23 protein-coding genes are annotated in these 18,808 nt (G+C 72.0%); 14 read left to right on the forward strand and 9 right to left on the reverse strand.

The window, feature by feature from the left end:
• Positions 1 to 5 precede the first annotated feature (5 nt).
• The 9 genes from IE97_RS0125055 (at position 6) to IE97_RS0125095 (ending at position 7,074) form a co-directional block, all read left to right on the forward strand.
• Positions 6 to 794: an SDR family oxidoreductase gene (locus IE97_RS0125055; RefSeq protein WP_030244785.1), complete on the forward strand. Its 789-nt coding sequence runs from the start codon at positions 6 to 8 to the stop codon at positions 792 to 794.
• A 15-nt stretch (positions 795 to 809) separates the two neighbouring features.
• Positions 810 to 1,436: a TetR/AcrR family transcriptional regulator gene (locus IE97_RS0125060; protein WP_030244789.1), complete on the forward strand. Its 627-nt coding sequence runs from the start codon at positions 810 to 812 to the stop codon at positions 1,434 to 1,436.
• Positions 1,437 to 1,474: 38 nt separating this feature from the next.
• Positions 1,475 to 2,632 (forward strand): acetyl-CoA C-acetyltransferase, encoded by a 1,158-nt coding sequence (locus tag IE97_RS0125065; RefSeq protein ID WP_030244792.1) that lies wholly within the window; start codon positions 1,475 to 1,477, stop codon positions 2,630 to 2,632.
• A 79-nt stretch (positions 2,633 to 2,711) separates the two neighbouring features.
• Positions 2,712 to 3,386, forward strand: coding sequence for a TetR/AcrR family transcriptional regulator (locus IE97_RS0125070; RefSeq protein ID WP_051705096.1), 675 nt, complete (start codon positions 2,712 to 2,714; stop codon positions 3,384 to 3,386).
• 256 nt (positions 3,387 to 3,642) lie between these two features.
• On the forward strand, positions 3,643 to 4,701 hold the full coding sequence (locus tag IE97_RS0125075; RefSeq protein ID WP_030244799.1) for a threonine aldolase family protein: 1,059 nt from the start codon (positions 3,643 to 3,645) through the stop codon (positions 4,699 to 4,701).
• A 152-nt stretch (positions 4,702 to 4,853) separates the two neighbouring features.
• Entirely contained in the window at positions 4,854 to 5,258 is a 405-nt protein-coding gene (locus tag IE97_RS0125080) for a hypothetical protein (protein ID WP_030244801.1), read from the forward strand.
• Complete coding sequence (locus IE97_RS0125085) at positions 5,255 to 6,052, forward strand: hypothetical protein (RefSeq protein WP_051705097.1); 798 nt, start codon at positions 5,255 to 5,257, stop codon at positions 6,050 to 6,052. Before IE97_RS0125080 ends, IE97_RS0125085 begins: the two co-directional genes overlap by 4 nt.
• A gap of 38 nt (positions 6,053 to 6,090) precedes the next feature.
• Entirely contained in the window at positions 6,091 to 6,612 is a 522-nt protein-coding gene (locus tag IE97_RS0125090; protein ID WP_030244806.1) for a roadblock/LC7 domain-containing protein, read from the forward strand.
• Positions 6,613 to 6,699: 87 nt separating this feature from the next.
• Positions 6,700 to 7,074 (forward strand): hypothetical protein, encoded by a 375-nt coding sequence (locus tag IE97_RS0125095; protein WP_030244809.1) that lies wholly within the window; start codon positions 6,700 to 6,702, stop codon positions 7,072 to 7,074.
• Between the two features lie 71 nt (positions 7,075 to 7,145).
• Here the strand turns inward: IE97_RS0125095 and IE97_RS0125100 are convergent, their stop codons facing one another.
• A complete protein-coding gene (locus IE97_RS0125100; protein WP_030244811.1) occupies positions 7,146 to 8,117 on the reverse strand; it encodes an alpha/beta fold hydrolase in 972 nt (323 codons plus the stop codon).
• Positions 8,118 to 8,220: 103 nt separating this feature from the next.
• Positions 8,221 to 8,844 (reverse strand): alpha-ketoglutarate-dependent dioxygenase AlkB, encoded by a 624-nt coding sequence (locus tag IE97_RS0125105; RefSeq protein WP_030244813.1) that lies wholly within the window; start codon positions 8,842 to 8,844, stop codon positions 8,221 to 8,223.
• 101 nt (positions 8,845 to 8,945) lie between these two features.
• On the opposite strand from IE97_RS0125105, the gene IE97_RS0125110 reads away from it, so the two are divergent.
• Entirely contained in the window at positions 8,946 to 9,584 is a 639-nt protein-coding gene (locus IE97_RS0125110; protein WP_030244815.1) for a TetR/AcrR family transcriptional regulator, read from the forward strand.
• Between the two features lie 17 nt (positions 9,585 to 9,601).
• Positions 9,602 to 11,275, forward strand: coding sequence for an FAD-binding dehydrogenase (locus IE97_RS0125115; protein WP_030244818.1), 1,674 nt, complete (start codon positions 9,602 to 9,604; stop codon positions 11,273 to 11,275).
• A gap of 22 nt (positions 11,276 to 11,297) precedes the next feature.
• Here the strand turns inward: IE97_RS0125115 and IE97_RS0125120 are convergent, their stop codons facing one another.
• Positions 11,298 to 11,648 carry a DUF488 domain-containing protein gene (locus tag IE97_RS0125120; RefSeq protein ID WP_030244820.1) on the reverse strand — a complete coding sequence of 117 codons (351 nt, stop codon included), beginning with the start codon at positions 11,646 to 11,648 and terminating at the stop codon, positions 11,298 to 11,300.
• A 160-nt stretch (positions 11,649 to 11,808) separates the two neighbouring features.
• On the opposite strand from IE97_RS0125120, the gene IE97_RS0125125 reads away from it, so the two are divergent.
• Complete coding sequence (locus IE97_RS0125125; protein ID WP_030244823.1) at positions 11,809 to 12,252, forward strand: DUF6098 family protein; 444 nt, start codon at positions 11,809 to 11,811, stop codon at positions 12,250 to 12,252.
• A 21-nt stretch (positions 12,253 to 12,273) separates the two neighbouring features.
• Here IE97_RS0125125 and IE97_RS0125130 read toward each other — a convergent pair whose 3' ends face one another.
• Entirely contained in the window at positions 12,274 to 12,525 is a 252-nt protein-coding gene (locus tag IE97_RS0125130) for a WhiB family transcriptional regulator (RefSeq protein ID WP_030244825.1), read from the reverse strand.
• A gap of 103 nt (positions 12,526 to 12,628) precedes the next feature.
• A complete protein-coding gene (locus IE97_RS0125135) occupies positions 12,629 to 13,846 on the reverse strand; it encodes a saccharopine dehydrogenase family protein (RefSeq protein WP_030244829.1) in 1,218 nt (405 codons plus the stop codon).
• Between the two features lie 103 nt (positions 13,847 to 13,949).
• Here IE97_RS0125135 and IE97_RS0125140 point away from each other — a divergent pair, with 103 nt between their 5' ends.
• Entirely contained in the window at positions 13,950 to 14,672 is a 723-nt protein-coding gene (locus IE97_RS0125140; protein ID WP_030244831.1) for a TetR/AcrR family transcriptional regulator, read from the forward strand.
• Here the strand turns inward: IE97_RS0125140 and IE97_RS0125145 are convergent.
• Positions 14,661 to 15,560, reverse strand: a complete 900-nt coding sequence (locus IE97_RS0125145; protein WP_030244833.1) for a LysR family transcriptional regulator ArgP — start codon at positions 15,558 to 15,560, stop codon at positions 14,661 to 14,663. The two genes, IE97_RS0125140 and IE97_RS0125145, sit on opposite strands and share 12 nt — an antisense overlap.
• Before the next feature lie 70 nt (positions 15,561 to 15,630).
• Here IE97_RS0125145 and IE97_RS0125150 point away from each other — a divergent pair, with 70 nt between their 5' ends.
• A complete protein-coding gene (locus IE97_RS0125150) occupies positions 15,631 to 16,248 on the forward strand; it encodes a LysE/ArgO family amino acid transporter (RefSeq protein WP_030244837.1) in 618 nt (205 codons plus the stop codon).
• Between the two features lie 53 nt (positions 16,249 to 16,301).
• On the opposite strand, the gene IE97_RS0125155 is transcribed toward IE97_RS0125150, so the two are convergent.
• The 3 genes from IE97_RS0125155 to IE97_RS0125165 form a co-directional block, all read right to left on the reverse strand.
• The gene (locus tag IE97_RS0125155) at positions 16,302 to 16,757 is read right to left on the reverse strand and encodes a cyclic nucleotide-binding domain-containing protein (protein WP_030244840.1); all 456 of its coding nucleotides are present in this window, start codon (positions 16,755 to 16,757) and stop codon (positions 16,302 to 16,304) included.
• 260 nt (positions 16,758 to 17,017) lie between these two features.
• Positions 17,018 to 18,496 carry an aminotransferase class I/II-fold pyridoxal phosphate-dependent enzyme gene (locus tag IE97_RS0125160; RefSeq protein WP_030244844.1) on the reverse strand — a complete coding sequence of 493 codons (1,479 nt, stop codon included), beginning with the start codon at positions 18,494 to 18,496 and terminating at the stop codon, positions 17,018 to 17,020.
• 69 nt (positions 18,497 to 18,565) lie between these two features.
• Complete coding sequence (locus IE97_RS0125165) at positions 18,566 to 18,787, reverse strand: hypothetical protein (protein ID WP_030244847.1); 222 nt, start codon at positions 18,785 to 18,787, stop codon at positions 18,566 to 18,568.
• Between the last annotated feature and the right edge of the window lie 21 nt (positions 18,788 to 18,808).

Raw genomic sequence — 18,808 nt, forward strand, 5'->3', positions numbered from 1 at the left:
CGCCCATGACCCCGGCTCCACCGCCGTACGTGCCCGGCCACGGCCTGCTGGCCGGCCGCAGTGCGGTCATCACCGCCGCCGCGGGCGCCGGGATCGGCGGCGCGACCGCCCGGCGGCTGCTGGAGGAGGGCGCCCGGATCGTGGTCTCCGACGCACACACCCGCCGCCTGAAGGAGTCCGAGGCGGAACTGGCCGCCGAGTTCGGCGCGGACCGCGTCACCGCGCTGCCTTGCGACGTCACGGACGAGTACCAGGTCAAAGCGCTGTTCGACCACGCCGAGAAACAGCACGGACGCCTGGACATCGTCGTCAACAACGCCGGCCTCGGCGGCACCGCCGACCTCGTCGACATGACCGACGAGCAGTGGAGCAAGGTCCTCGACGTCACCCTCAACGGCACCTTCCGCTGCACTCGCGCCGCACTGCGCCGCATGAAGGCCGCGGGCGCCGGTGGTGTCGTCGTCAACAACGCCTCGGTGATCGGCTGGCGCGCACAGCAGGGGCAGGCCCACTACGCCGCCGCGAAGGCCGGAGTCATGGCCCTCACCCGGTGCGCCGCAGTGGAGGCCGCCGCGTACGGCGTGCGAGTGAACGCCGTCTCCCCGAGCCTGGCCATGCACCCGCACCTCGCCAAGGTCACCACCCCCGAACTGCTGGAGGAACTGACCAGCCGTGAGGCCTTCGGGCGCCACGCCGAACCCTGGGAGGTGGCCAACGTGATCGTGTTCCTGGCCAGCGGCTACTCGTCGTACCTGACCGGCGAGGTCCTGTCGGTCAGCAGCCAGCACCCGTGAGGCGAGAATGGTCCGGTGCCGAAAAGCAGCAGCAGCGACCGCAAGAAGACCACGGTGAGCCCGCCCGAGCGGCGCGAGGAACTCCTGGCCATCGCCGCCCGGGTGTTCGCCGAGCAGGGCTACAGCGCCACCACCGTCCGCAAGATCGCGGACGCGGCGGGGATGCTGGCGGGCAGCCTCTACTACCACTTCGACTCCAAGGAGTCGATGCTGGACGAGATCCTCTCCACCTTCCTGGACGAACTCTGGGCCCGGTACGACGCCGTGCTCTCCGCCGGGCTGGGCCCCAGGGAGACGCTGGAGGCCCTGGTGACCGAGTCCTTCCGGGAGATCGACCGGCACCATGCCGCGGTGGCCATCTACCAGAAGGAGTCCAGACACCTCGGAACCCAGCCGCACTTCGCCTACCTCGTCGAGTCGCAGCAGAAGTTCGAGAAGGTGTGGCTGGGCACGCTGGAGCGCGGAGTGACCGCCAAGGTCTTCCGCGCCGATCTGGACCCACGGCTCACCTACCGCTTCCTGCGCGACACCGTCTGGGTCGCCGCGTCCTGGTACCGGCCCGGCGGCCGGCACAGCCCCGAGGAAATCGCCCGGCAGTACCTGTCGATGGTGCTGGAGGGCATCGCACCGCACGACTCATAGGCAGACCCGCAGAGCGCCGACACGCAGAAGGAGACGCCATGGCCGAGGCCTACATCGTCGAAGCGGTGCGCACCCCGGTCGGACGGCGTGGCGGCGGACTGTCCGCCGTCCACCCGGCCGACCTCGGCGCGCACGCGCTGACCGCGCTGATGGAGCGCTCCGGTGTCGACCCGGCCGCCGTCGAGGACGTCGTCCTCGGCTGCCTCGACACCGTCGGCCCGCAGGCCGGGGACATCGCCCGCACCTGCTGGCTGGCCGCCGGACTGCCCGAAGAGGTGCCCGGTGTGACGGTCGACCGCCAGTGCGGCTCCTCGCAGCAGGCCCTGCACTTCGCCGCGCAGGGCGTCCTCTCCGGCACCCAGGACCTGGTCGTGGCGGGCGGTGTGCAGAACATGTCGCAGGTGCCCATCGCCTTCGCCACCCGCCAGGCCGCCGAACCGCTGGGTCTGACCGAAGGCCCGTTCGCCGGCTCGGCGGGCTGGCGGGCCCGCTACGGCGACCGGCCGGTCAACCAGTTCCTCGGCGCCGAGGAGATCGCCCGGAAGTGGGACATCTCGCGGGAGGCCATGGAGGAGTTCGCGCTGCGCTCCCACCAGCGGGCGATCCGGGCCATCGACGAGGGCCGCTTCGACCGGGAGACCGTCGCGTACGGCGACGTGACCCACGACGAGGGACCGCGCCGCGACACCAGCAAGGAGAAGATGGCGGGACTGAAACCGCTCGTGGAGGGCGGCCGGCTGACCGCCGCGCTCTCCTCGCAGATCTCCGACGGTGCCTCGGCCGTGCTCGTGGCGTCCGAGCGGGCGGTGCGAGAGCACGGGCTGACCCCCAGGGCCCGCGTCCACCACCTCTCGGTGCGCGGTGAGGATCCGATCCGCATGCTCTCCGCCCCGATCCCCGCCACCGCGTACGCCCTGAAGAAGGCCGGGATGACGCTCGACGACATCGACCTGGTCGAGATCAACGAGGCCTTCGCCCCGGTGGTGCTGGCCTGGCTGAGGGAGACCGGCGCCGACCCCGGGAAGGTCAACGTCAACGGGGGCGCCATCGCCCTCGGCCACCCGCTCGGAGCCACCGGAACCCGGCTGATGATCACGCTCCTGCACGAGCTGGAACGCACCGGCGGCCGCTACGGCCTGCAGACCATGTGCGAGGGCGGCGGCCAGGCCAACGTCACCATCATCGAACGCCTTTGAGGGATGCCAGGGGGGCGGTTGCCCTGTCGAGGGCGACCCGCCCTGGCTGTTCGGTACGTTGTATCGTACGCTGACTCGCATGCCTCGCCACTCTCCCTCCCTGGATCGCGCGACCCCGGACCGCATCGCCGAAACGGCCCTCCTGCTGATCGACGAGGGCGGCCCCGAGGCTCTGACCTTCCGTGCCCTGGCGGCGCGGCTGGGGATCTCCCTCGCCTCGCTGCAGCGTCGGTGCGTCGACCTGGCCGGACTGCTGGACCTGTGCCTCGACCACCTGGCCGCCCAGTTGCCCGAAGCGGCGCCGCACGCCGACTGGGCCGCCGCCACCGAGGCCCGGTTCACCGCGCTCCACCGGCTGCTGGCGGACCGTCCGGGGCTGCTCGCCCTGCGCGGTACACGGCCCTGGCTCGGGCCACACCTGCTGGCCCGCCTGGTCGAGCCGCAGCTCGCCGACAGTCTCGCCGCGGGCATGACGCCCGAGGAGGCGATCACCGCCTACCGGCGGATGTACCTGCTCACCCTCGGCAGCGCCGGCTTCGTGGACCACCACGACGTCAAGGCCGCCCAGGGCGCCACCCGAGCCGCCCTCGCCGCGCTCGACCCGGAGGACTTCCCCACACTGACCGGCCACCTGGCCGCGATCGTGCCCGCCGTCACCGACGACGAGGTCTACTACGGCGCGCTGCGTCAGCTCATCGCCGCGGCGGACCCGGCACGGCCGCCCGCCCCACCGGCGGACGGCCGCGGCACCTGACCCGGCACGGCCGCCTGCCCCACCGGTGGACGGCCGCGGCATCTGTCCCGGCACGGCCGCCTGCCTCACCGGTGGACGGTCGCGGCACCTGTCCCGGCACGGTCGTCCGCCCCACCGGTGGACCGCCGCGGCACCTGTCCCGGCACTGCCGTCCGCCCCACCTGTGGACCGCCGCGGCACCTGATCCGGCAGCCCGGCGACCGCCAACCTCCACCGCCGCCAGACGGCCCGAACGAGATCGCTGAGGACCTTCACCATGAGCGCCACCACGACCACCCCGACGGCACGCATCTTCAGCAGCGACAACGTCGCCGGCGGCTCGCCGGAGATCGTCGAAGCGATGGCCGCGGTCGCCACCGGCCCGGCCCTGCCCTACGGGACGGACGACACCACGGCCGCGGTCGAGCGCAGGCTGAGCGAGATATTCGAGCGTGACGTCGATGTCCTGCTCGTCTCCACGGGGACCGCGGCGAACGCGCTGAGCCTGGCGGCGCTGACCCCGCCCTGGGGCAGCGTGCTGTGCCACCGCGACAGCCACGTCAACAACGACGAGTGCGGTGCGCCCGAGTTCTACACGGCCGGCGCGAAACTCGTCCCGCTCGGCGGCGACGACGCCAGGATCGACCCGGAGCAGTTGCGGACAGCCGCCCGGCACAAGGCCGGTGACGTGCACAGCGTGGAACCGTCCGTCGTGAGCGTCACCCAGGCCACCGAGACCGGAGCCGTCTACACCCTCGACGAGATCCGCACCCTCGGGTCCATCGCCGAGGAGGCCGGACTGCGCCTGCACATGGACGGTGCGCGTTTCGCGGGAGCCGTGGCCGCACTCGGCTGCACCCCCGCCGAGCTGACCTGGCGGGCGGGTGTGGACCTGCTGTCCTTCGGCGCCACCAAGAACGGCACGATGACAGCCGACGCGATCGTCGTCTTCGACCGCTCGCTCACGTCCGAACTCGCCTTCCGCGCCAAGCGGGCCGGTCAGCTCACGTCCAAAATGCGCTTCCAGGCCGCCCAGCTGGACGCCTACCTGCGCGACGATCTGTGGCTGCGCAACGCGGCCCACGCCAACGCCATGGCCGCTCGCCTCCAGGCGGGCCTCAAGGCGGTACCCGGGGTGGAACTGCTCGGCGCCGCCGACGCCAACATCCTCTTCTGCCGCCTCCCTCAGCAGATCACCGAGGGGCTGCTGGCCGAAAATTACGCCTTCTACCACGACCGCTGGGAGCCGGGAGTCGTCCGCTTCGTGACCTCCTTCGCCACCACGGAACACGACGTCGACCACCTGGTTCGGGCCGTCGTCCGCCACGCCGCCTGACACTGCTCGCTTTGGTCCGACCTCGTTCGCCCTACCACCCGTTTTTGCACAATGCCGTTGGAAAATGCCAAAGCGTTCACCTGGGCCGAGCACACACCGTAGTGTCGTGCTCACGTTCGCGGGAACGGCCGTGCAGGGGGAGGGGATCCGGCGTGCCCGGAATCGACGAGAGTCTGCTGGAAGCCATGCGGTTGCCCGGCGCGCGAGGGGCATCGGTGGTCGACTGGATCAGCGGTCTTGCCCTGGGCGCCGTGGGCGACGCACCGGGGGGAGACGTGGAGGCCGCGGCCGCGGAGGCCGCCGAACTCGCCCGTCTCGCCACCGAGAGCGGCGCCCTCGCCCCGGTCGGCGGCGACCCGGGCGGGCCGTCCGGCAAGGAACCACCCGTGCAGGACCTGATCATCACGAACGCCGACTCGTACCACCTGCTCAGGTTCGTCAGCACCACCTTCGACAGCACCGTGTTCGTGCACCTGTGGCTCGACCGCGCCGAGGGCAATCTCGCCCTGGCCCGCATCCGGCTGGCCGACATGGCGGACAGACTGGTGCTCGGATGATCACATCGGCTCTGACCCCACGCACGGACGAACCGGCCTCGTCCCTGCTCGGCACCCTGGCCGTGGAGCGCGCGAGCGGCGCCCTGTCCACCGAGTCGGGGATCGTCTACCTCGCGGCGGGACACGTCGTCCACGTCGAGTCCGCCCTCACTCCCGACCTCGGCGACCTGCTCACCCACAGCGGCGCGCTCGCCCCCGACGGCTGGTGGCAGGCGATCGACCAGGCCGGACGCGGCTGCCGCGTGGGCCGTCAACTGGTGGACAGCGGCCACCTCGCCGCCGGTGCGCTGGAGCTGTGCCACCTGGGCGCCCTCTTCGACGCGGCGTACTTCGTCCTCGCCCACGACGCGCCGGCCCTCCGCTTCCGCCCCGGAGTCGCGCACTGGCTGGGCGCGGTCCGCCCCGTAGCGGTGGACACGGTGCTGCGCGAGTCGAGACGCCGCCGTGAACTGCTGCACCGCATATGGCCGGACCCCGCCATCGACCTCGCCCCGCTCGCCCGGGTAGTGCAGGGAGGCACCGTGGACCTGCCGGCCCGCCGCAGTCGCACCCTCGCCCAGGTGGACGGTGTCCGGACCGCCGCCCAGATCGCAACGGCCCTCGCCTGCCGCACCTTCCACACCCTCGTCGAACTCCGCCGCCTGGCCGCCGCCGGGCTGGTCGTCCCCGTAACTCCCGCCCCTGCCCCCGCCCCCGCGTCCGCCGCACCGGGACCCGCCCCTCGTCCTGCCCCGTCGGACGAGCCCGACACCGCACTGCTGCGACGGCTCCTGCACGCCTTGGAGGCACTGTGATCCGCGCGCGACGACAGCGTGCCGAAAGGAGACAGCTCATGGCCGTCGAGACCGACGTCCTGGACGAACTGCGGCGGCTCCGCACCCGCGTACCCCGGCTGACGGGCTCCCTCGCGGCCACCGTCGACGGACTGGTCCTCGCCCACGACGTGCCGGAGACCGAACCGGAGGGACTCGCGGCCCTCACCGCCGCCGCCCTCGGCGTCGCCTACCGCATGACCGACGCCGCCGGCCGCGGCGAGTTCCGTGAACTGCTGGTGCGCGGCTCCCGGGGCTACGTCGCCACGTACGCGGCCGGAACGACCGCCGTCCTCACCCTCCTCGCCGAAGACCGGGTCAACGTCGGCCGCCTGCACCTGGAGGGCCGGCGCAGCGGCGCCCGGATCGCCGACCTGCTGGCCACCCGGGTAGGCCCAGGCACCGGCCGCCACGCCGACCGGCCCGCGCCCGCCGAACACCTCGCCACGGCGCCCCCGGCCACGGCCCGCCCCATCGGCACCCTCCCGGTACGCACCCCGCAGCGGCCCACTCACCAGCCGCGCCCGCAGACCGGGACCTGAGCCGCCGGAACCTCCGGACCGACCGACCGAACGAACACCGAACACCGAACACCGAACGAAGCAACAGCGAACGAAAGGAACCGACTGATGGCGAACACGGAGACCGCGCTGAAGGAATGCCTGAGCTCCATCGACGGAGCGACGGCCGCCGCCCTCGTCGACTACACCAGCGGCATGGCCCTCGGCACCCTCGGCGGCAGCAAGGACTTCGACCTGGAAGTCGCCGCGGCCGGCAACACCGACGTCGTACGGGCCAAGCTGCGCACCATGGAACACCTGGGTCTGAAGGAGGAGATCGAGGACATCCTGATCACCCTGAACACGCAGTACCACCTCATCCGCCTGCTCAAGGGGCGCGGCGGCAGCGGGCTGTTCCTCTACCTCGTGCTCGACGGAAGCCGGGCCAACCTGGCGATGGCCCGCCACCAGCTCCGCCGGATCGAGGCCGACCTGGAGGTCTGAGCCGGCTCCATCGTGCCGGCAGGACACCGTCGGGGCCCTTCGCGAGCGGCGCGGAGGGCCCCGGCCCGCGGTCAGGGAAGACCAGCGAGCCAGTCGATCAGGAGCCGGTTGGTCTCCGCCGCACGTTCCTGCTGGACGAAGTGCCCGCAGCCGTCGAGGATGTGAGAGGCCGTCAGTCCGGGGAGGGTGGCCGGGAACGACTCGATCGCCGCCGCCAGCCAGGTCGTGGAGGCGTCCAGGCCGCCGCCGATGAACAGCGAAGGCTGTCTGATCGGGGCCCCGGCGAAGTCCGCCAGGTCCTCCCAGTCCCGGTCCATGTTCCGGTACCGGTTCAGGGCGCCGGTCATCCCCGTCCGTTCGAACTCCCCGGCGAAGACGTCCAGGTCGGCCTCGCTCAGCCAGTGCGGCAGCCGGTCGGCGGGGAACCGGTCGCGCAGCCTCCCCCCGCGCGCCACGAAGTGCGGATCGGCCACGGGCGTCGTGTCGGCGGACAGGGCGGCGTAGAAGCCCGCGAGCCAGCCGCGTACGTCGGGTTCGACCTCCGCCTCGGCCCGCCCGGGCCGCTGGAAGTAGGAGACGTAGAACTCCTCCTCGCCGCCCATCCGCGCGAAGACCTCACTGGGCCTGGGGCCGCCGGGCGGTGTGTAGGGCACGCTCAGCAGCCCCACCGCGCGGAACACGTCGGGCCGGACCAGCGCGGAGGTCGCGGCGATCGTGGCACCCCAGTCGTGCCCGACGACGACCGCGGACCGTTCGCCCAGCGCCTCCACCACGGCGACGTTGTCCTCCACCAGCTCCAGCATCCGGTAGGCCTCCACGGCCGCGGGCCGGGAGGAGCGTCCGTAGCCGCGTACGTCGACGGCCACCGCGCGACAGCCGGCCGCGGCCAGGGCCGGCAACTGGTGCCGCCACGCGTACCAGGATTCGGGAAACCCGTGCAGAAGCAGTACCAGTGGCCCGTCACCCTGCTCGACGAGGTGGAGGCGGCCGGCCGGTGAAGGCACCAGGCGATGGGTGCGGTCGACGGCGGACATCTGCGGCATGGATCCTCCCGCGGTCAGGAATGAGGCGCTCGGTCCAGCGATCGTCCGACGCCCACGGCGACAAACGCCAAGCCTTTTGCCGCTTCGGCAAGCACGTCCCGTCTCAGTGCACGCCGTGCGGCCGGAACTGGACGCTGATCCGTGGGCCCGTGGCACGCGTGCTCTTGGGTATCGAGTGCTCCCAGGTGCGCTGGCAGGAGCCGCCCATCACAACGAGGTCGCCGTGGCCCAGCGGGCGGCGCACCGTGTCGCGACCGCCCCGCATCGGGCGCAGCAGCAGATCACGCGGCGCTCCGAGGGACAGGATCGCGACCATCGTGTCCTCGCGCGCACCGCGCCCGATCCGGTCGCCGTGCCAGGCCACACTGTCCCGGCCGTCCCGGTAGTAGCAGAGCCCGGCCGTGGTGAACGGCTCGCCCAGTTCCTCGCCGTAGTGCGCGCTCAGCGCGTCCCGCGCGTCGGTGAGCACCGGGTGCGGCAAACGGTCCTCGGCGCCGTAGAAGGCGAGCAGCCGGGGCACGTCGACGACCTGGTCGTACATCTTCCGCCGCTCCGCCCGCCACGGAACCTCGGCGGCCAGCTGTTCGAACAGTGCGTCGGAACCGTGGAGCCACCCGGGCAGGACGTCGAGCCAGGCGCCGAAACCCAGGTGGGTACGGCTGGTCTCGTCGAGAGGGCCGAGGCGCAGCTCGTCGGCCTGGTCGAAGAGGGAGCCCTGGAGGTGCATGCGTTCAGCGTACCCATTAATCGAAAACACGTTCCATGGAGAGGCGCGCTTTCGATGCATCGCTGTATCGAATACAGTCGTGTATCGAAAGGGGGTCGGACATGGCCGCGGAGGAAAGCACCGGGCGGGTGACCAGGCGCCGTGTCCACACCCGCGCCAAGCTCCTCCAGGCGGCGTTCTCCGTGTTCGCAGCCAAGGGCTTCGGGCGCGTCTCGATCGAAGAGGTCTGCGAGGCCGCCGGCTACAGCAGGGGCGCTTTCTACTCCAACTTCTCCAGCCTCGACGAGCTGTTCTTCGCTCTCTACCGCGAGCGTGCCGACCTGATCGCGGAGCAGGTCTCCGACGCCCTCTCCCTCGACGGGCCCGGCCTCGACGTGCCGGCCGCCGTCGACCGCGTCACGGAGGTGCTGCTCCTCGACCGTGACTGGCTCCTGGTGAAGACGGACTTCCTGGTGTACGCCGCCCGTGACCCGGAGGTGGCGCAGAGCCTGCTGGAACACCGCGCTCGGCTGCGGCAGGCCATCGCCGACCGGCTCGCCCGCGCCCGGGGACACACCGCGCTGCCCGCCGTGCTCGGTGACACCGACGCCGCTGCCCACGCCGTGGTCGCGGCCTACGACGGCGTCACCACCCAACTGCTGCTGGACCGGGACGTCCGTCGCGCCCGCTCCTGGCTGAAGCAACTCCTCACGGCCCTGCTGACCGACGGCAGCGGCACCCCCGATCACTCCGAGAACTGAAGAAGGGAACGGTCGCCATGGATGCCGACGTCATCGTCGTCGGAGCGGGCCTCGCCGGCCTGGTCGCGGCACACGAACTGACCAGCAGGGGCCGGAGGGTCGCCCTCGTCGACCAGGAGAACGCCGCCAACCTCGGCGGACAGGCCTTCTGGTCCTTCGGCGGGCTGTTCCTCGTCGACTCACCGGAGCAGCGCCGCCTGGGCATCACGGACTCCTTCGACCTCGCCTGGAGCGACTGGCGGGGCAGCGCGGGCTTCGACCGGCTCGACGACGAGGACACCTGGGCCGTGCGCTGGGCACGCGCCTATGTCGAGTTCGCGGCCGGGGAGAAGCGGTCCTGGCTGAACGGGCACGGCATCACGTTCCTGCCCACCGTCGGCTGGGCCGAGCGCGGCGACCTCACCGCCCACGGGCACGGCAACACCGTGCCCCGCTTCCACATCGCCTGGGGCACCGGCACCGGCGTCGTCGAACCCTTCGTCCGGTACGCCAGGCAGGCCGCGCGCGACGGCCTGCTCACCTTCCATCACCGCCACCGCGTCGACGCCCTGGTCGTCGACGACGGCACCGCCCGCGGCGTGCGCGGCACGGTCCTGGCCGAGGACCGCTCACCCCGCGGTGTCGCCTCCAACCGCGACCCCATCGGCGAGTTCGAGCTCACCGCCCAGGCCGTCATCGTCACCAGCGGCGGCATCGGCGCCAACCACGACATCGTCCGCCGCTACTGGCCCGAGCGCCTCGGCACCCCGCCGAAGGAGATGGTCACCGGCGTCCCCGCCTACGTCGACGGCCGGATGCTCGACATCAGCGCCGAGGCGGGTGTGCGGCTGGTCAACCGGGACCGCATGTGGCACTACACCGAGGGCCTGCAGAACTGGGACCCGATCTGGCCCGGTCACGGCATCCGCATCCTGCCCGGACCGTCCTCGATGTGGTTCGACGCCCTCGGCCGCCGCCTGCCCGGGCCGTACCTGCCCGGCTACGACACCCTCGGCACCCTGAAGCACCTGCGCACCACCGAGGACATCGCCGGGTACGACCACTCCTGGTTCATCCTCAGCCAGAAGATCATCGAGAAGGAGTTCGCGCTGTCGGGCTCGGAGCAGAACCCCGACATCACCGCCAAGGACCGGGCCGGGTTCCTCAAGGAACGCATCCTCGGCAAGGGCGCTCCGGGGCCGGTCGACGCGTTCCTGCGCAAGGGCGCCGACTTCGTGACCGCGCCCGGCGTCGAACAACTCGTCGCGAAGATGAACGAGCTCACCGACAAACCGCTCCTCGACGCGGCCGAGATCAAGCGCCAGATCGAGGCCCGCGACCTCCAGATCGCCAACCCCTACGCCAAGGACGCCCAGGTGCAGGGCATCCGCAACGCCCGCCGCTACATCGGCGACCGCCTCGGCCGGGTCGCCACCCCGCACCGCATCCTCGACCCGGCGGCCGGCCCCCTCATCGGCGTCAAGCTGCACATCCTCACCCGCAAGACGCTCGGCGGCATCCAGACCGACCTCGACTCCCGCGCCCTGGGAGCCGACGGCAAGCCGCTGGAGGGGTTGTACGCCGCAGGTGAGGTCGCCGGGTTCGGCGGCGGCGGTGTCCACGGCTACAACGCCCTGGAGGGCACCTTCCTCGGCGGCTGCCTCTTCTCGGGGCGGGCGGCGGGCCGCGCGGCGGCGAAGCAGACCGCCTGACGACCGTACGGGACGGCCCGTCTCACCCCTCGAGGAGGCGGGCCAGCACCGTGGCATGGCTCCGCTCCGGCGTCTTCGACGCGGTCAGCAGCGTCACCTCGCCCTCCCGGACCAGGTCACGCACCCGTCCGAGCGCCTCGGTCGCCTCGTCGGTGGCGAGCTCCGCCTCGTACCGCTCCGCGAACGTCTCGTACGAGGCCTCGCCGGAGTGGTACCAGCGGCGCAGTTCCGTCGACGGGGTGATCGCCTTCGGCCACTCGTCCACCCGCGCCGCGTCCTTGGCCAGTCCCCGCGGCCACAGCCGGTCGACCAGCACGCGCACCCCGTCCTCCGGCTCGGGCGGTTCATAGACGCGGCGCACGCGAACGCTCATGGTCGGCCCCTTCGGCGACGGACGGATTTGCCGCGACCTTAACCCCGGCCCGGCTCAACCCCGGCCCGGTGTCGTCGGCGCGCCGTGCCGAACGGCCGATTCCGCTCGCGCCGGGCGGGTACTCCGTCCGCCTGACAGCGCCGAGGGAGGAGGTCACGACATGAGTGGACCGGACGACCTGCCGGTCGTGCGCACACTCGACGAACTCACCGAGCTCGTCGAACGGCACCAGGGCCTGTACGTCCGCTGGTCGCGCGGCCCGGGGGCCGATCTCCGCGAAGTGTCCAGCACGGACGAGCTGACGGGCGTCGCCATGCCGGGCCTGTCCGCCAACCCGCTCGACGTCGAGGAGTGGTGGGAGGACCGGCCCGTCCGGGTGTGGGTGGCCCGCCGCCTGCACGACTACGCCCATCTGCCGCACGAGAAGGGGCCGGGCGTCCGGCCCTGGGTGCTCACGGGCCGGGAGACGGGCCGCGGACCCGACAACGAACCGCTGGTCACCGACGCCCGGCCGATGAGCTGGATCGACCAGCAGGTGATCGACGAGGCGCAGGCAGAGGTGTCCCGGCAGGAAAACCCCTGGGGGACGCTGCGCCGCAGCTGATCCCCCAGGGGATGTCGGACCTCAGCCGGAGCGGCGCCGGGCGGCCGCGCGCCGCTTCAGCGCACGCCGTTCCGTCTCGCTGGTGCCACCCCACACGCCGATGGACTGCCCCGTGTCCATGGCCCATTCCAGGCACTGGTCCTGGACGGGGCAGCGCCGGCACACCGCCTTGGCCTGCTCTGTCTGCAGCAGGGCCGGGCCCGAGGTGCCGATCGGGAAGAAGAGTTCGGGGTCCTCGTGCCGGCAGGCAGCGTGGTCTCGCCAGTTGTCCATCGAAGTCACCTGCATCACAGTAGAAACGTGCCCGTTGGGATGATTACTCCTCTTCGGGTCACCTGTCGATCCCTTGTGAAACAGCGGTTCCTCGGACATCCGGTCACTGCTCCCGCATGCCCCACGGGGAGCCGTAGGCCGCCAGCATGTCCAGGAACGGGCGGGCCGGGAACGCCTCCGGGCCGAGCACGCCCGCGCCGGACCACGCGCCGGCGGCGAGGAGTTCGAGCGCGACGACGGGGTTGACGGCGGTCTGCCACACCACGGCCTGTGAGCCGTACTCCGCCATCGACCACTGGTTGTCGACCACGTGGTAGAGGTACACCTCGCGCGGCGCCCCGTCCCTGACGCCCCGCACCCACGTGCCCGCGCAGGTCTTGCCGTGCATCCGCTCGCCCAGCGTCGCGGGGTCGGGCAGGCAGGAGGCGACCACGTCCCGCGGCGAGACGGCCACCGGGCCGTCCGGCCCCGGCACGGTGACCGGTTCCGTGCGGTCCAGGCCCAGCAGGCGCAGTGTCTTCAGCGTCTCGATGAACTCGCGCCCCAGGCCGTACTTGAAGGTGACCCGGCGCGCGTCGACCCAGCGCGGGACGAGAAGCACCTCCTCGTGCTCCACGTTCACGCACTCCACCGGGCCGATGCCCTCGGGGAAGTCGAAGACCTCGGGCTCGCTGAAGGGTTCGGTGGTGAACCAGCCCCGGCCGGTCTCGTAGACGACCGGAGGGTTGAGGCATTCCTCGATGGTGGTCCAGATGCTGAACGAGGGCGCGAAGTCGTAGCCGTCGACGGTGAGGTTCGCGCCGTCGCGGACGCCGATCTCCTCGATCTCGTCGAAGAGTTCATCGGCGGCGTACCGCGCGAAGACGTCCGACAGGCCCGGCTCCACGCCCATGCCGACGAGGGCCAGCACGCCCTCCTTCTCCCAGTCGGCCGCCTGGGCGAACTGCTCGTCGCCCAGCTTGACCCCGCACTCCCGGTACGGCCGCTCGGCATGCGGGCGGGACAGGGACACCGCCATGTCGACGTACGTGGTTCCCGCTGCGCGGGCCGCGCGGAACAGGGGCATCACGAAGCGAGGGTCGGTGGCGTTGAGGAGCACGTCGCAGCGGTGCCGCGCGAGCAGACGGGCCACCGCCGCCTCGTCGCCCGCGTCCACCCGCTCGGCGGTGAACCGCGCGTCACCGTCGAGCGCCGCGACCGCCGCCTCGGCCCGGACCGGGTCGTAGTCGGCCACCACCATCGCCTCGAAGAACCGTCGCCGAGCCGCGATCCGGGTGATCGCCCCGCCCACACCGCCGGCACCCACGAGCAGTACACGCATGACAGAAACTCCCTATTTGCGAAGAACGTGGCGCGCCCTTGGGGAGATACAACGCCGCGCCGTGTCTTAAGGTCAATGGCGTTGGCATAAGGAGGGAGCTGCCGTGCCGAAGCCCGTGGTGCCCGAGGAGAAACGCCGCCGGCGCAGGCCCACCAAGAGCGGCACCGTGCTGTCGGAGGAACTGATCGTCGAGACCGCGCTGCGCATGCTGGCCGAACACGGCAGTGCCGGCCTGTCCGCCCGCAGACTGGGCCTGGCCCTGGACGCCGATCCGAGCACGCTCTACCGGTATTTCCGGGGCATGGACGACCTCACGCTCGCCATCGGCGACGCGCTGATCGGGCAGGCGCTCGGCGGCTGGGCGCCGACGGGGGAGTGGCGGGCGGACCTGCGGTCCGTCGGGCTGCGCATCCACGCCGCCTACGTGGCCCATCCGCAGGCGGCGGTGCTCACCGCCAGCCGGGTCTCGGGCCGGGCCAACGAACTCGCGGCCGACGAGGCCGTCCTGGACATCCTGCGCACGGCGGGCTTCCCGCTGCCGGACGCGGTGCGCATCTACCACGCCTTCATCGACACCACTCTCGGCATCGCCGCTCTCGACGCCGCCTCGCTGGCCCTGCCGAGGCAATCACTCCAGGCCGACGAGGAGATGTGGCGTTCGGCGTACGCCCGCCTGCCCGCCACCACCCACCCCCGCATCGCGGAGGCGGCACCGCTGCTCGCCACCCGCATGGTCACCAGCGCTTACCCGACGGCGCTGGAGATGCTGCTGGACAGCGCGACGGCACGGCTGGACGGCACCAGGGAGCCGGTCTCAGACACGTAGTGCTTCCGCCGCTGTCGCCGTCACCGTCTCCGCCACCCGCGCCAGTGCGGGGGAGTCGAGCTTCCACTGCTGCCAGTACAGCGGCACGTCGGTGGCCCGTCCCTCGGCGAGTGGGACGAGCCGGCCGCTGCGCAGGCGGGGCTCCGCCTGGGCCTCGGGCACCAGGCCCCAGCCCAGTCCCGCGGCGACGGCATCGACGAAGCCCTCGGAGGTCGGCACATAGTGCCGCAGCGCGCTCGCGCCGCTCCGGCCCCGGGTGAGCCGGCGGACGAAGCCGTCCTGGAGGTCGTCCCGCCGGTCGAAGGTCACCACGGGCGCTTCGAGCAGCACCTGCTCCAAGGGGCCGTCCAGCCTGCGGGCGGCGAAGTCGGGCGCCGCCACCGGGAGGTAGCGCATCCGCCCCAGAGACCGTACGGAACAGCCCGGCACGGGATCCGGTGACGAGGTCACCGCGGCCATCACCACGCCCTCGCGCAGCAGCGCCGCCGTGTGGTCCTCGTCCTCGCGGCGCAGTTCGAAGCAGAGCCGCAACTCCTCCGGTACGCGCGTGAGCACCGGGAGGAACCAGGTGGCGAGCGAGTCGGCGTTCACGGCCACCGACACCCGGATCGGTTCCCCCGCCCCGCTCAGCCCGAGCTCCGCGTACGCGTCGTGCTCCAGCCGCGCCACCTGGCGGGCCAGCCGCACCAGCACCTCGCCCGACTCGGTCGGCCGCACCGGCTTGGTCCGCAGCAGCAGGACCCGTCCGGTGCGCTGCTCCAGCGCCTTCACCCGCTGGCTGATCGCCGACGGCGTCACGTGCAGCGCGGCCGCCGCCGCGTCGAACGTCCCCTCGTCCACGACCGCGAGGAGGGTCCGCACCTGGTCCAGGGGAAGATCGGTCATCATCATGTGAGCTAATGATAGGTAAGAATCTTTAGCTGGACCCGGATCGGGTCCCGTCCGTAGCGTCGACGCCATGACCAGCACCCTCACCGCCGCAGCCGCGGGATTCGGCACCGGCCTGTCACTCATCGTCGCCATCGGCGCCCAGAACGCCTTCGTCCTGCGTCAGGGGATCCGCCGCGACGCCGTCCTCGCCGTGGTCGGCATCTGCGCCCTGTCCGACGCCGCCCTCATCACGCTCGGGGTGGGCGGGGTGGGCGCGGTGGTGGTGATGTGGCCGGGCGCGCTGGCGGCCGTCGGCTGGATCGGCGGGGCGTTCCTGCTGTGCTACGGCGCCCTGGCCGCCCGCCGGGTGTTCCGGCCCGACGGTGGCGCGCTGCGGGCGGAGGGGGAAGCGGCCGGATCGCGCCGCCGGGCGGTGCTCACCTGCCTGGCGATGACGTGGCTCAATCCGCACGTCTACCTCGACACCGTCTTCCTGCTGGGCTCGGTCGCCGCCGACCACGGTCCGCTGCGCTGGACGTTCGGCCTCGGCGCGGTGCTGGCGAGCCTGTGCTGGTTCACCGCCCTCGGCTTCGGCGCCCGCATGCTCAGCCGCTTCCTCGCCAAGCCGGCCGCCTGGCGCGTGCTGGACGGCCTGGTCGCCGCCACCATGATCGTGCTCGGTGCCCTGCTCATCGCGGGAAGCTGAGACCCGGCCGCGAAGCACCCGGCGGCTGGGGCGGCGCTACCGCGTCCGACGTCTCACAGGGCCCCCCGCCGGTGCAGGGTGTACTGCTCCATCAGCTTGCCCCGGGTCATCTCCAGCCGGTGCGCGAGCACCTCGGCGACCGAGCGCACCAGGGTCATCCCGAGCTCGGGATCCTCCTCGCACAGCCGCAGCACGGCCCCGGCGTCGAACTCGTAGGCGCGTACGGGGCTGAACGCCACCGCCCCGAAGTCCCACGTGTGCGGAGGGAACAGCCAGGACCAGCCGAGCAGGTCGCCCGCGCCGAGGCTGGCCACCGTCACCCGCTGCAGGGAGTTCACCTGCTGGTCCAGGGAGACCGCGCCGGAGCGTATGACCCAGAAGCGGTCGGCCGTGCCGCCCGCCTCGAAGATCCGTGCGTCCTCGGGGAAGGACACCTCCCGCGCGAGCGTCATCAGACGCTGCCGCTGGGGCGGAGGCAGGGCGTTCAGCAGTTTGATCGCTTTGGTCATGCGGAGCTCCTCGCCGGCGGTCGACATCCGGTGCTGTTGCCTACGCCCATTTCAGCCGCTGGCGGGGCCCTGGGCACCTCGGCGTGCGGAACTTTCTCCGCGCATGAGAAAGCCCTGGCTGGACGGGGGAGACCAGCCAGGGCCGTAAGCGGTGGTGCACGGAGGACGGTGGGTCGACTCCGTCACCACGTATGAATGAACGATAAACCATCTACGGTGCCCGCGCGTCATCAGGACCGGGCCTCGTGACCCGTTTCACTTCACCGCGCGTCCTCGGCGAGGACCCGGACCGTCTCCAGCTCCGGATCCGTGGGGTCGGGCAGGTGCATACCCGCGGCCAGTCCCGTCCGCAGGTACGCCAGCACCGGCTCGGTGAGGAGCTCCCCCGGAAGGACGGCCGGGATGCCCGGCGGGTACGGAGTGATCATCTCGGCCGCGACCCGCCCGGCCGCCTCGGCCACAGGCACGTCCTCGGCCGGGCCGAAGAAGGCGTCGCGGGGCAGCACGGCCTGCTCCATCCGCAGCCCCGCGGGCGAGGGCACCTCCACGCGCGGCGCCCGGGGCAGGTCCCGCGCGGTCGCGGCGAGGTCACGCAGCGCGTCGAGCAGCTGCCCGGTCGTCTCACGGTCGTCGCCGTGAGTGATCTGCGCGCCGATACGCCGGTGGTCCACCAGGTGCGCGTCGATGTGCCGGTGCTCGCGCAGCCAGTCCGCCGCCTGGAAGCCCGTGATCCCGAGCCCGCCGAGATCGATGACCCCGGGCAGCGGGTCGAGGTCGTCGGACAGGCCGGGTCCGCAGAAGTCGTCCCGGCCGTTGACGTGCAGCCCGTCGATCTCCTCGATGGCGGCCCGGACCTCGGCCGCGAGGTCCAGCGCGCCGCCCATCAGCTCCTTGCCGTGCAGTGCCATCTGCCGCCGCCAGCCGTCGAGACCCGCGAAGATCAGCACCGATGGGCTGGTGGTGCCCAGCAGGTCCGCACGCATCCCCAGCAGCGCCGGCGGGACCAGGTCGCCCTGGAGATGGAAGACGGAACCCTGTTCCAGGCCGCTGCCCATCTTGTGGATGCTGGTCACGCAGATGTCCGCGCCCGCGTCCATCGCCCAGGACGGCAGCCCGGGATGGAACGGCAGATGCGCGCCCCAGGCCTCGTCCACGATCAGCGGTCGCGAACGCCGGTGGCACACGTCGGCGATCGCCCGCAGGTCCGCACAGCCGCCGTACGGCGTCGGGCTCGTGACCAGCGCGCCGCGGGCGTCCGGATGGGCGTCGAAGGCCCGGTCGAACTCCTCGGCGGACGGCGGATGGGCCAAGTGCCGCTCGGCGTCCCACCGGGGATCGACCCACACGGGCTCGATCCCGGAGATGATCAGCCCCGCCACCACCGACTTGTGGGCGTCCCGCCCGATCAGCAGCTTCTCGTGCGGCCCCGCGACCGACAGCATCGCCGCCTTCACCGACAGGGAGCTGCCGCACGTGCTGAAGAAGGTGTGCTCGGCGTGCACCGCGTCAGCCATCAGCTCCTGCGCCCGCTGGAGCACCCGGCCCCGGGTGAGCCGGTCGTCCAGACCGCCCGAGGCCAGCACGTCGCCATGGAAGACGGCGTCGCCGAGGATCTCCCGCGCCGCCGGGTCGGCACCGCGGGCCTGCTTGTGTCCCGGCGGCGTGAAGGACAGCCGCCCCTTACGGCGGTACTCGTCCAGGGCTTCCAGAACCGGTGCGCGGGAGTGGTCGACTGTCATGCGCACCGGGTTCCCGGCACCCGCCCCCGCAATCAGCCCGTGCCCGGCACCGGGCACGGGCTCACCCGGTCAGCCCCCGGCTGTGTGTTTGCCCGGTGTCAGGATCTCGTCGAGCACCCTGAGCACCGCCTCGTAGGACATCTGCCGTACGGTCGCGTCCCTGGCCTCCTGTGGGTCGGTCGCGCCCAGCTCCTCGCTCCTGTTCCGCCATGCCCGCTCCTCGCGCACCGCGCACGCCCTCGCACGCTGGATGCGCCGCAGGAGCTCATCAGAATCCACCACATCGGTCATGCGGAACGCGTACCCCCGCAA

The sequence above is a fragment of the Streptomyces sp. NRRL S-455 genome, from assembly GCF_000717875.1.
GTDB lineage: Bacteria > Actinomycetota > Actinomycetes > Streptomycetales > Streptomycetaceae > Streptomyces.